Consider the following 12775-nt stretch of genomic DNA (forward strand, 5'->3'; position numbering starts at 1 on the left):
GGGGCTAGGGCGCTTGCGCTGGACAATTTTCGAAATCGATTTTTCTAAATTTTTATATCATTTAAAAAAACCTGCTGTTCATTTTGGAACACCAGGTTTTTATGATTCTTATTTAACTTGAGGCGGGATACCGCACTCGCTTTTGCAGGTATTTTTTAGTTCGCAGGCGGCGCATTTGCCTTTTTTCGATTTATTAATAAATTTCACCAAAGCCCAGGATGCATAGCCAAAAACCGCTGCACCAATGACGATGCTGGCGATCATATAATCATCTCCTTCTGATGTTCAAACAAATCCGAACAGCTTGCCACCCTGATAAATAACAAAAGATAAACAATAAGCTATCGCAAGTGCATATACTACAGCAAACACTGTCCATTTCTTCGATCCTGTTTCCTTATAGATCGTTGCTGTGGTGGCAAGACACGGGATATACAATAAAATAAACACCATGAAACTGTACGCGGCAAGCGGTGTATAATAATGGGAAAGCAACCCCTGCAAACCGGCATCATTCTTTGCAAAATAAATGATGTTCATCGACGAGATGATCGATTCTTTTGCAAGAAAACCGGTAATCAGCGAAGCAGCGGCCTGCCAAGTGCCAAAGCCGAGCGGTGCCAAAAGCGGTGCAAGTATACTGCCTACACCTGCCAAAAAGCTATGATTCATATTGACATTTAATCCGGCGGGACCGGCATACGATAAAAGCCAAATAAACACGGACCCTCCAAAAATGAAGGTTCCTGCTTTTCTAACAAACCCTTTGCCTTTATCCCAAGTGCTTCGCCAAAGCGATTGAAACTGGGGCAAACGGTATGGCGGCAGCTCAATTACGAAAAGGGAAGTTTCCGATTTTAACAAAGTAGAAGAAAAGACTTTGGCCAAAATTAACGCAACCACAACCCCAAGAACATACATACTCAGGACAATGATGGCTTTATGTGTGGCAAAAAAAGCACCGACAAACAAGGCATATACCGGCAGGCGTGCTGAACACGACATTAACGGCGTTAGTAAAATCGTTAACAACCGCTCTCGTGGCGTTTCAATCGTTCTTGCCGCCATAATGCCTGGAACATTGCAGCCAAAGCCAATGATCATTGGAATAAATGCTTTGCCATTCAGTCCTACTGATTCCATAATTCGGTCCATGACCAATGCCACACGTGCCATATATCCAGAATCTTCTAACAAGGAAATAAAGAAAAATAAAATGAAGATTTGCGGTACAAATACAAGCACACCGCCAACACCAGCAACTAAGCCATTAATAATCAACGCGTGAATAAATGCTGATGCATGGACCACAGTTAGAGCTGCTTCAAGCCATGAAGTTAGCGGTCCGGAAAAGAAGGCATCCAACGCATCGGAAACACGCGTCCCCAGCCAGTCGAATGTCAGCTCAAACATTAAGTACATGAACAGTAAAAAGATCGGCACCCCTAAATATTTATTGGTGACAATCCGATCGATTTTTTCCGTCAACGGAACTACTTCGCCGTTTTTGCTCACGACCTCAGCCAACATTTTGTCGATCGTTTCTTTTCTTTTTAAATAAATAAAGTTTGCTAATGTCTTAACATTATAACGTTGTTGAACGCTTACTTCCAAGTTTGTCAGAATGGCTGTCAATTTTTCGGAAGAGGCCATTTGGTGCAAATACTTTTTGACATATTCATTTCCTTCGAAATATTGAATAGCCAGAAAGCGTCGGGAATGGCCGGTTTCTCCCTTAATTTCATTGGACAAGGCCAAAATCGCTTCTTCTACTTCTTCCCCATAGTAAACAAGGTTCTTCCTTGCCGGCTGCATGGATTTTGTGCCGATTATATCAACCAGCTTATCACAGCCTTTTCCGCTCCTGGCCACAACTGGAGCCACAGGTACACCAAGAATTTCCGACAATTTTGCTGCATCAATCTGAATGCCCCGTTTATTGGCCACATCAATCATATTGAGTCCGATCAGGACAGGTTTGTCAAATTCTAGCAATTGTAATGTCAAGTGTAAATTACGTTCTAATTGAGAAGCATCTAATATATTAAGCAAGCGGTCAAACGAATCATGTAAAAAGAAAGAAGTGACAACCCCCTCATCTTTCGAAAGCGGATTCAATGTATAAACGCCCGGTAAATCAATCAATTTGCCAATATTATTCTTAAAAACGCCAACTTTCTTTTCAACCGTAACACCGCTCCAGTTGCCCACATATTCATAGGAACCAGTCAGATTATTAAACAATGATGTTTTCCCCGTATTCGGGTTCCCTATTAAAGCAATTTCCATTATAGTTTCTCCACCTCAATTTGCACTGCTTCTTTGCGGCGAAGAGCGATACATTGACCACATGATTCAATCATGACAGGGCCGCCGAACGGCATGATGCATTTTACACATACTTCTGAGCCTTCCGTAATTCCCAAATCAAGCAGCCGTCTTTGTACAAGGTGATTCACATGAGAAATATCAATAATTTTCCCTTTATCTCCCGCTTTTAATGAACAAAACATGTACGATCACCCTATCCATCTATCTAAATGAGAATGATTATCTTTCTATATTGTCATTTTAACATGTTTTTTGAAAAAGGAAATAATATTTTTTTGACACATGACCAAAAAAATTTAAAATACTTGGAAATTAGGATTAAACTCTGAAAATATTTTCTCGATTTTCTCAAAGGACTTTTGCATAATATATCGAATTAAAAGTTGTATCCAGTAATTTAGGAGGACAACTTATTTATGGGAGAACAAATGGACTTAATTGCTTATTTTGAGAAAAATAGAGCAGATATTATCCAGGAATGGGAGAATAAAAGTATTATTTCCGAACGTGATCCTTTTAAGGAGAAAACAAGTGAAAATGCGGAAGCACTATTAGATATCTTGAAAAACATACATAAAATAACTGAATCCGAACTTTTAGACTTGATAAAGAAACTTGCCACTGAAGTATCGGAAGAAAGAGTCAATGCCAATATTAACATTGGTGATTTTGTTTATAATGTCAATCTTGGCAGAACGGTTTTGTACAGTTATTTAGCTGAGACAGGAATACCATGGGAACAATTGCAAGAATCGATGAATAAAATCAATTTTTGCTTTGATAAATTTTTATATTTTGCTGTCACTCATTATACCGAGGCAAAAAACAAAATTATCGAACAAAAAACGATGGTAATTGACTCGACTCACCAAGATCGATTGACTTTACTTGGACAAATGACGTCAAGCTTTATTCATGAATTTCGCAATCCCCTTACTTCCGTTAAAGGGTTTATCCAATTGCTAAAGGCAGAATATCCTGACATGAAATATTTAGATATTATTTCTAGTGAGCTAGATCAATTAAATTTTCGAATTTCACAGTTTCTACTTTTATCTAAAAAAGAATTAATCGGCAAGGAAAAGAAACATTTCAAACTCAATACGATGATCGATGAAGTGTTAAACTTCCTGTATCCAAGTATACTGGACAGTAAAGTAAGGATCATAAAGGAGTTAAGCGAAGAAATTACGCTTTATGGATATGCTGATGAAATCAGGCAAGTCTTGATTAATATTATCTTCAATGCCATCGATGTTTTATGTCATCATGGGAATGCTAACCCTACGATTGAAATTTATAGCTATTTAGATCAAGATCATCAAGTGATTCTCAATATTTCTAATAATGGGCCGGCGATCCCTGAGGAGCTTAGAGAATCCATATTTGAACCCTTTTTCACAACGAAAAAGCTGGGAACAGGTCTTGGTCTATTCGTATGCAGAGAGATTATAGTAAAGCACAAAGGTAAATTAATTTGTTCTTCAACTCCTGAAAAAACTACATTTTCAATTTATCTGCCCATTACAGGCATTTCAAAGGATATTGACCAACTCGTACAAAAGGTCTAATCCCGTTCAATAATAGCGGGATTATTAGTTTAACAAGAAAAATTCTCTCCATCAAATTGTATTGCATATGATGTAATAAAAAATTTGATCCGGGAGAAAAAACATGTTTACACTAAAAGTTGATCATGAAATTGAGCTTCAATTGTTTCAGAGCCATCATGCCTTAGCGCTTTTTCAGCTTGTGGAAGATAATCGGGAGCACTTAAGTCAGTGGCTGCCATGGGTCAAGACGATGATTACTCCATTTCAATTTGAGTCGATTATTCCGGTATGGCTGAATCAATTTGCCGAAAATTCTGCATTAAATGTAGGCATTCTTTACCGTGGGGAGCTTGTTGGTTCAATCGGTCTTCATCAAATTGATTGGTTTAATCGTACGGCAAGCATTGGCTACTATCTTGCGAAAAAAGCGGAAGGGCATGGTATTATCACAAGGTCTGTGATTGCCATGCTGAATTATGCCTTCTTCGATATAGGCTTGAACCGGATCGAAATCCGCTGTGGTGTCAATAACCAAAAAAGCCGAGCAGTTCCGGAAAGGTTAGGCTTTATCATGGAAGGAACCATCAGGGATGGCGAAAATTTAAATGGACATTTCCATGATATTGTCATTTACAGTATGCTGGCCCGCGATTGGAGATCCGTATCCTACACCCGCTAAACCCTGCTAGACACCTGCTGTCATAAGACAGCATTTTTATTTTAGTCTGTGTTTTAAATCCCTAATAATTTGCTCAATCTGCATTTATTTGAAATAATAATAACTAGACATTTCTAGCAAACAATAAAGTAACTGGTAATGATCTTTTGTCCTAGTATGTTGAAGTGAGGTGGCATGCCCTTACGAATTGTAAGGTGACCGATGATTTGGATAAATGTACTTATAATTGCAATTTTAATTACCTTTACGGCATTTTTTGTTGCTTCAGAATTTGCCATTGTAAGGGTCCGTACAACAAGAATTGAGCAATTACTATTAGAAGGAAATAAAAAAGCACAAAAGGCGAAAAAGATCCTTTCTAATATTGATGGATTCTTATCAGCTACACAAGTAGGGATTACCATTATCTCTTTACTTTTGGGATGGCTGGGAGAACCAACTGTCCGCCGACTGCTGAATCCGATTTTTCAATTCATACCGCTCCCCTATTCGTTGGAGCAAATTATTTCTTTCATTCTTGCTTTTTTGATCATAACGTTTTTTAATGTCGTAATTGGCGAATTAGCCCCGAAAACAATTGCGATTCAAAAAGCCGAGGAAATTATTTTGCGGTTTTCTGGCCCGCTAATTTTATTTTATAAAATCATGTATCCCTTCATTTGGATTCTCAACCGGTCAGCCCGTTTCATAACGGGTGTTATCGGACTAAAACCTGCCTCGGAACAGGATATTGTACTATCGGAAGAAGAATTGCGCATGATCTTGTCACAAAGTTATGAAGGCGGGGAAATTAATCAATCCGAATATAGCTATATGAATAATATCTTTGAGTTTGATGACCGAATTGCCAAGGAAATTATGGTGCCAAGAACTGAGGTCGTCACCCTGTCAAAGGATGCTACACTTGATGAAATCATTGAAGTGGTCAAAGAAGAAAAATATACGCGCTATCCCGTGATTGATGGTGATAAAGACAACATTGTCGGAGTTGTGAATATTAAAGAAGTTCTAACGGATTGTATCCAGCAGAAATGCAAGGAAAAAATCCTTTTAGATTATACAAAGCCTGTCATTCATGTGATTGAAACCATTCCGATTCATGATCTGTTAGTGAAGCTGCAAAAAAGCCGATCCCATATGGCCGTCTTATCTGATGAGTATGGCGGAACCGCAGGCATTGTGACGGTAGAAGATATACTTGAAGAAATCGTCGGAGAAATCCGTGATGAATTTGATATTGATGAGCTGCCGTTGATTCAAAAAATCGGTGATGAGCATTTTATTTTAGATGGAAAAGTTCTGATCACAGAAGTCAATGATCTGCTTGGCACAAGTCTTGAAGAAGAGGATATCGACACAATTGGCGGATGGTTCCTAACACGAAAATTTGATGTCAAAAAAGGCGACCGCCTAGACTTTGACGGATTCTCCTTTGAGATTAAGGAAATCGAAGGCCATCACATACACTATATCGAGGTAAAGAAAAAAGACAAGTCTCCTGAATAAGGAGACTTTTTAACATATTACTCCGCCTATTTATCGATATTTTAATCATATTCAGGTTCATTTTCCTATAAAATATAAATAATTAGTATTTTCAAAACTATTACGTTTGACTGTACGGTTTAAATTCATTATAATTACTTAATAATTTGATTTTCCCGAGGTGGTACGATGGGGCAGTCTATCGAATTGGTGAACTAGCGGAAAAAGCCAGGGTTTCTAAACGTACAATTGATTATTATACATCTATTGGCCTCCTGAAGGCGGAACGGTCGAAGTCCAATTATCGTATTTACACCGATGAGGCGTTACATGATTTAAAGTTCATCGAAGAATGTAAAAGTTTGCACTTTCCATTAGACGAGATTAAAAGAAAACTAGAAATGAGAAAAGCAAAGAATATTCATGCTGCTGATGTTGAAAAACATGTCTGTGCGCTTACACAGCAAATGAAACAACTCTACGTGGAATTATTTGACCTTATCCCGCTTCTTGAGACATTAGATAATGAGCAAAAAGAATTATTAACAAATAATTTAAGTAAGCTCACTACTGCTTTAACGAATTCTTTAATAAAGGTTTCAAGTTAATTTTTCTATAACTTAGGAGGTGACTCCTTTACTCGTCAAAAGCGAGATAAGGGAACTTATTTGGACATATTTAACTTGGTGTTAATTGCCATTTTAATAGCTTTGACGGCTTTTTTTGTAACTTCTGAATTTGCGATTGTGAAGATTAGAAGTTCAAGAATTGATCAGTTAATTGAAGAAGGTAATTCAAAGGCTCTGTCCGTGAAAAAAGTCATATCAAATCTAGATGAATACTTGTCTGCCTGTCAGCTGGGAATTACGATTACCGCGCTTGGTTTGGGATGGATTGGAGAATCAACCATTCATCGACTCATTGAACCATTATTCGTTCGACTTTCGATTCCTGACAGTGCCACACAAGTATTATCGGTCGCAATTGCTTTTGCCGTAATTACTTTTCTACATGTTGTGGTGGGAGAACTTGCTCCGAAATCATTGGCGATTCAAAAAGCGGAATGGATTACCCTGACCGTCTCGCGCCCTTTAATTTTATTTTATAAAATAATGTATCCATTTATTTGGGCGCTTAACGGATCTGCAAGAGTTGTTTCAGGGATTTTCGGATTAAAACCTGTTTCGGAAAACGAAATCGTCCACACGGAGGAAGAGCTGCTAATTATCCTGTCAGAAAGCTATAAAAGCGGCGAAATTAATCAATCAGAGTTTAAGTATGTAAATAAAATATTCGAGTTTGATAATCGGATTGCAAAAGAAATTATGGTGCCAAGGACAGAAATCGTTTCGATGTCCAAGGATGATACACTGAAGACCGCCTTTAAAGTCATCCGGGAAGAAAAGTTTACCAGATATCCCATTATTGATGGAGATAAAGACCATATTATCGGGCTTGTCAATATTAAGGAAATCATGACGGATTTAATCGGGAATGAAACAGCATCAGGAAAAACTTTGGAAAACTATATTCGCCCTATTATTAGGGTCATAGAAACGATTCCGATCCATGATTTATTGGTAAAGATGCAGAAAGAACAAATGCACATGGCGATTTTAATGGATGAATACGGCGGGACTTCCGGTCTTGTGACAGTTGAAGACATTCTTGAAGAAATTGTCGGCGAAATTCGTGATGAATTTGATATGGATGAAATCCCAATGATCCGTAAAATGAAGGATCACCATTATATTATCGATTCCAAAGTGCTCGTAAGCGAAGTCAACGACCTATTGGGAATTGAAATTGATGAAGAAGATGTTGATACGATCGGCGGCTGGATTTTAACCGAAAATTACGAAGCGAAAGAAGGCGACATCATTCATCACGAGTCCTATACCTTTAAAATTCTTGAAATGGATGAACACCATATTAAATATATTGAAGTTAGCAAAAATACCAGCGACGGTGAAGCAGTAGTCCAGCCTATTGCTTTGCCGAAATCAGAAGTGCTGAACTAAAGTGCAGCAATCCATTCCTCCCCTTTTGAGGAGGAATTTTTTTTTGCTTTTTTCTCTCTAAATAATTAAGATAATATAGCAATAGAGGAAACTTTTATCTATATACGAGGAGCAATCAAATGGTAAAGCAAAACAATAAAACGCAATATTTTGCTACGATCTCACTTATCGTGATGGCGGTCGGGTTTATTGCCGCTATTCCTTTCAAAGAAACAATTTGGGGTGCTATTCTGCAAGGAGGTTTCGAGGCTGGCCTTGTCGGAGGCCTAGCTGACTGGTTTGCCGTAACTGCCCTATTCCGCCATCCGCTCGGGCTGCGCATCCCGCATACAGCCCTTTTGCCGAAAAATCGCGAAAAAATGATAACAAAAATCATTTCCATGTTAGAAAATGACCTTTTAACAAAAGAGAGTATACAGAAGAAAATTGATGCCTTTCAGTTAAATGAAAAACTTTTTGTTCTGGTAGAAAAAGAAATTCATTCACCGGCGGTAAAAGTAAATACCACCACACTTATACAGCATTTTTTCAAACAGGCTGATATTCAAAAGCTTGCATCTGTTATCGAGAAAGAAATTAAAGAACACCTGAACAAATTGGACATAAAAAATTTTCTTCCATTACTCATTGACCAAATCACGGCCCGAAAGTATGACGAAAAAACGCTTGATTTTGTTTTGAAAGAAATTGAGGACTGGGCAAAAAAGGACAGCACCAAATACCGATTGGGCGGATTGGCCGTCGAAATGATTGATAATATTAAAGCCGATGGATTCATGCAGTTTGCTTTACGGTCATTCAGCAATCTGGTGAACGAAGAAAAGTTAGGTAATATCATTCAAAACTTGATTGTAAAAGGTGTCGATAGTTTTCAAGACCCTTATAATCCAAATCGGAAAAATTTGCTGGGCCATATTCAGGCAAAACTCGAAAATATTAAACATGATGAAAACATTTATCAAGAACTGCAACATGTTAAATCCCAATTAATTGCAAGATGGGAGCCTGAAGAGAAAATTACAGAGATTTTAGAGGAATTTAGGCAAAAATCCTGCGACTTCATGTCAGAACCTTTCTTTTATGATGAATATATTCTTCCCCTATTCAAGAAAACTTTAGAGGGGATCAAACAAGATTCAGAAAAAGCGCAAATCTTGGAACAATGGCTCAAAACTCACATTATCAATTTTGTAAATAACAACCATTCGCAAATTGGCAAGCTGGTAAAGGAAAATTTAGATAAACTCGATAACGAAACACTTACGGAAATCATTGAAACAAATGTCGGCAAAGACTTGCAGTGGATCCGTGTAAATGGAGCTGTTTGCGGATTTTTGATCGGACTTGTTTTAGTCTGTATAAAATTAATTTTTTAAAAGCACCTTGATGCCAAGGTGCTTTTTTTCAACTGTTCAAGATATCCTACTTATTAATTAAAACTATTTCGATACACATATGGGTCCTTCGGCTGTGTGATGGGTTTGTAGCTGGTTACTTTTAAAACAGGTATATTGGTTTTCATTTGCGGATAATATACTGTATCCATCGTGCCTGTAACCTGGAACCACTCGTCATTCGGAATGTGGATATTTTTCGGGAATTGAAGCATCAATCCGAAGGCTCCCGAATCCGCGACGCAATGAATAATCCCAAATCGCAGTAAAAATAACTGGTTGGCTTGCAATCCGGGACCGTTGTATGAAAATCCCTTCATGGTTAGCGTTTTTCCGACAAAATCCCCCGAGTAGTTATAAATGACTTCCAGCCCGACTAAATAGTTTTCATCTGTTAAGGTAATATGACTTTTCCCAACATATGCTTTAGATTCTTTGCTGACTAAATCATGGAATTCCCCTTGGTTCATGAATTTACTCATATCAGGATTCAGCACTTGATGTGTCCCGTACTGATCATTTCCGTCTTCTAATGAAGGAAATGAAAATCCTTTGGCATCCACTAACTCGGAATCAAGTGTAGCAACTGGCAAAACAACACCTGTAACAGCAGGTATGATCACTAACGTGTAGCCTATGAATTTTTTTAACTTTTTCATTGTAAACTTTTTTTGCTTTGTCTCTACATGATGTTCATGATGGTCATGACAGCAATCACAATCATGCTGATCTTTGTTCTTTCCTTTAAAATATAACCTTATAATTTCAACAATGGTTAAAAAGAATAAGACATAAATCATACTGTATGACAAAAAAGAGTATTTCACATTAATATATTTTGCGATATTTCCTGTGACATGCAGCGTAAAAAATAAGTTTGTCGTCAGTATTAAAATAAGCGCTCTGTACATCTCCCCACATCCTTTACAACAGAAGTGAACCAATGAATACGAAAGATGAAATCAACGAAATTAAAAGAATCACAAATCGGGGTTTAAAATAACCTGTCATCATCACGAGATTCTTGATATCTACCATTGCTCCGAATACTAAAAACGCCACGATCGAACCTTGGGCTTGGGCAAAACTATAGCGGAATGAAGAAGCGACAAACGCATCCCCTTCCGAGCAAATGGATAAAATGAACGCTAAAGCCATCATCACCAATGTCGCTGTTACTTTCGTACCGCCCAGTGTGGTCAAAATCTTGGTCGGAACATAAACCTGCATGCTAGCCGCAATGATCGCCCCTAGAACGAGAAACTTTCCTACACTAAAGAATTCATCAATCGTATGGGTGATGACACTGATCAATTTTTGCTTAATATTCTGGTGTGAATGGTCATGTACATGTTCATCAACTTTGAGTTTCAGAGGGCTTTCCTTCACAATAAATGAAAGAATAAAACCGACTAAAATTGAAACCCCAATGGCCAAACCGGCCCGATACCAAACCATCCTCCAGCTATCACCAAATGCAATAAATGTTGCAAATAACACAATTGGGTTAATAATCGGTCCTGAAAGCATGAAGGAAATGGCCGCATGGGGGGCGACCCCTTTTTTAATTAAACGGGCGGCGATCGGAACAATCCCGCACTCGCAGCCAGGAAATAATGCTCCTATTAAACTAGCTGCAATAACAGATAAAAATCGGTTTTTCGGCATAATTCGAACAATCATATTTTCCGTTACAAAAACTTCTATCAGTGCCGAAACTAAAGCCCCTACAACAATAAACGGGATCGCTTCGATCACAATACTGATAAAAATCGTATTTAATTGCAATATTCGATCCATGGAAGTTCCTCCTGAAATGCAACACTTTAAAAACAACTTCTATCATAACAAAATTAAATAAAATTTGATATGTTTTGATTTTCCTATTGTGGAAGAAACGGCTCTATATATCATACACAAAAGATATGACCAAATTGTTAACTTTGTAAGAAAAGCGCAAGCGCCCTGGTCAGCGGCGTACGGACTGGAGCTCTTCGACTGAGATAAAGGAAACACAGCGAAGCGACTACCTGAAAAACTTCTTGAATAACTTATTTGAAATAGCAGCCTGAAGCTTTGCGACGAGCTGAACAGTAGCTTCCCTGAATACGCTTTGGCGCAGGAGCACGTAGCGAGCTGATGTTGACTTATCGAAGGGAGAAGAGCGGAGTACGCTAGCCGCTAGGGCGCTGGAGCTGGACAATTTTCGAAGTCAAAATTTATACTTTCTAGTCTTTCAAAAAAAGCAGACAGTTTCTGCTGTCTGCTTTTGATTATGGCTCGTATGGATGGAGATTTTTCTTCCTAAGTTTGATCATTTCCTCAACTGGTTTTTGGTAATTATAACGATAGATGGCTGCTTCCCAATCACCATACATTGGATTAGGGAACACAATCAGCTTTTTACCGAAGTCCGCTTTATGCCGATCTACTCCCAAAGCCCTTTCCGAAGCGGATAATTCATCAAATCCGCTAAAATCGCCAAGGTTGTCGCCAAACAATAAAATAATATGGTAGTTTTTTGCAACGTGGGCTCGGCGGCTTTCCTTGCCAGTTTCCCTGTTTGCCAGCAATAATACATGCTTGGCATCTGCATTCGGTGCTCCGATCTTTTGTAAATTTTTAATCGTTACTTCCTTATATGTTTCACGGCGATTAGATATGTAGAAAATTTCGACCCCTTTCTTGTCTGCGTACTTTAAAAACTCCAGTGCACCCGGCAGCGGCTTTGCCTCGGCCCGATTAAACCAATCGCCCCAGTCGATCGGGTCGCCTTTTCCAGTCAGAACTCTCCATGCGTGATAGGGACTGTTATCTAGGACCGTCTCATCAATATCCAGAACAATGGCCGGTTTAAACCCGCGTTTATTGGCATTTTTCCTTAACGCTTCATCCAATCTTATTTTTCCAATATTATAGCCCTGATAATATAAAGCTTTCGCTTCTCCTGCTGTTTGGAACCATAAGACTGACATCGTGTTTTGTTCCTGTAGGCCATTTGCGGGGCTCGGCGTTTTCTCAGCTTTTGCTTGATGGAAATGAAAAGTAAATGTTAGAGCGGTCAGAGCAAGCAATGATGCAATTTTCTTCACCACATCTCCCCCTTGTTTATTACATAAAGATAGTATGTGGAAAAAATGGCATTTTCATTTATAAGGAAATTGAGCTGTTTTATTAATTGGATGAAGGACAGTTTCCTTTGTTCTCGCGGATGATTTGTCTTTCACTAGCACTATGAAGGACAGTTTCAATTTTATCTCGCACCGGATTTGTTCTTCATCGCCTCTGGGAAGGTCAGTTTCCTTTTTGATC

Annotated in this window: 12 protein-coding genes; 6 read left to right on the forward strand and 6 right to left on the reverse strand. The window is 38.4% G+C overall.

Annotated elements, in window-relative coordinates; genetic code table 11:
• Window positions 1-108: 108 nt before the first annotated feature.
• Genes BFU02S_RS11120 through BFU02S_RS11130 form a run of 3 tightly spaced genes read right to left on the reverse strand, consistent with a single transcriptional unit; the run spans window position 109 to window position 2513 of the window.
• The gene (locus BFU02S_RS11120) at window positions 109-264 is read right to left on the reverse strand and encodes a FeoB-associated Cys-rich membrane protein (RefSeq protein ID WP_066370479.1); all 156 of its coding nucleotides are present in this window, start codon (window positions 262-264) and stop codon (window positions 109-111) included.
• Between the two features lie 21 nt (window positions 265-285).
• Window positions 286-2289 (reverse strand): ferrous iron transport protein B, encoded by a 2004-nt coding sequence (gene feoB / locus BFU02S_RS11125; protein ID WP_066370480.1) that lies wholly within the window; start codon window positions 2287-2289, stop codon window positions 286-288.
• Window positions 2289-2513 carry a FeoA family protein gene (locus BFU02S_RS11130; RefSeq protein ID WP_066370482.1) on the reverse strand — a complete coding sequence of 75 codons (225 nt, stop codon included), beginning with the start codon at window positions 2511-2513 and terminating at the stop codon, window positions 2289-2291. The genes feoB and BFU02S_RS11130 overlap by 1 nt, the downstream gene beginning before the upstream one ends.
• 234 nt (window positions 2514-2747) lie before the next feature.
• On the opposite strand from BFU02S_RS11130, the gene BFU02S_RS11135 reads away from it, so the two are divergent.
• The 6 genes from BFU02S_RS11135 to BFU02S_RS11160 all read left to right on the forward strand — a co-directional run bounded on the left by BFU02S_RS11135 (window position 2748) and on the right by BFU02S_RS11160 (window position 9445).
• Complete coding sequence (locus tag BFU02S_RS11135; protein WP_066370485.1) at window positions 2748-3902, forward strand: histidine kinase N-terminal domain-containing protein; 1155 nt, start codon at window positions 2748-2750, stop codon at window positions 3900-3902.
• Between the two features lie 103 nt (window positions 3903-4005).
• Window positions 4006-4563, forward strand: coding sequence for a GNAT family N-acetyltransferase (locus tag BFU02S_RS11140; RefSeq protein ID WP_066370489.1), 558 nt, complete (start codon window positions 4006-4008; stop codon window positions 4561-4563).
• 201 nt (window positions 4564-4764) lie between these two features.
• Window positions 4765-6069, forward strand: a complete 1305-nt coding sequence (locus BFU02S_RS11145; protein WP_066370492.1) for a hemolysin family protein — start codon at window positions 4765-4767, stop codon at window positions 6067-6069.
• Between the two features lie 146 nt (window positions 6070-6215).
• Window positions 6216-6656 carry a MerR family transcriptional regulator gene (locus tag BFU02S_RS11150; protein WP_066370495.1) on the forward strand — a complete coding sequence of 147 codons (441 nt, stop codon included), beginning with the start codon at window positions 6216-6218 and terminating at the stop codon, window positions 6654-6656.
• A gap of 60 nt (window positions 6657-6716) precedes the next feature.
• On the forward strand, window positions 6717-8069 hold the full coding sequence (locus tag BFU02S_RS11155) for a hemolysin family protein (RefSeq protein ID WP_066370497.1): 1353 nt from the start codon (window positions 6717-6719) through the stop codon (window positions 8067-8069).
• A 119-nt stretch (window positions 8070-8188) separates the two neighbouring features.
• A complete protein-coding gene (locus tag BFU02S_RS11160) occupies window positions 8189-9445 on the forward strand; it encodes a DUF445 domain-containing protein (protein ID WP_066370500.1) in 1257 nt (418 codons plus the stop codon).
• Between the two features lie 53 nt (window positions 9446-9498).
• Here BFU02S_RS11160 and BFU02S_RS11165 read toward each other — a convergent pair whose 3' ends face one another.
• The 3 genes from BFU02S_RS11165 to BFU02S_RS11175 form a co-directional block, all read right to left on the reverse strand.
• Window positions 9499-10374: a TIGR03943 family putative permease subunit gene (locus tag BFU02S_RS11165; RefSeq protein ID WP_066370503.1), complete on the reverse strand. Its 876-nt coding sequence runs from the start codon at window positions 10372-10374 to the stop codon at window positions 9499-9501.
• Window positions 10375-10387: 13 nt separating this feature from the next.
• Window positions 10388-11281: a permease gene (locus BFU02S_RS11170; protein ID WP_066370508.1), complete on the reverse strand. Its 894-nt coding sequence runs from the start codon at window positions 11279-11281 to the stop codon at window positions 10388-10390.
• Between the two features lie 455 nt (window positions 11282-11736).
• Window positions 11737-12555 (reverse strand): 5'-nucleotidase, lipoprotein e(P4) family, encoded by an 819-nt coding sequence (locus BFU02S_RS11175; RefSeq protein WP_084361083.1) that lies wholly within the window; start codon window positions 12553-12555, stop codon window positions 11737-11739.
• Window positions 12556-12775 lie beyond the last annotated feature (220 nt).

The sequence above is a fragment of the Neobacillus fumarioli NBRC 102428 genome, assembly GCF_001591485.1.
GTDB classification, from domain to species: domain Bacteria; phylum Bacillota; class Bacilli; order Bacillales; family Cytobacillaceae; genus Neobacillus; species Neobacillus fumarioli.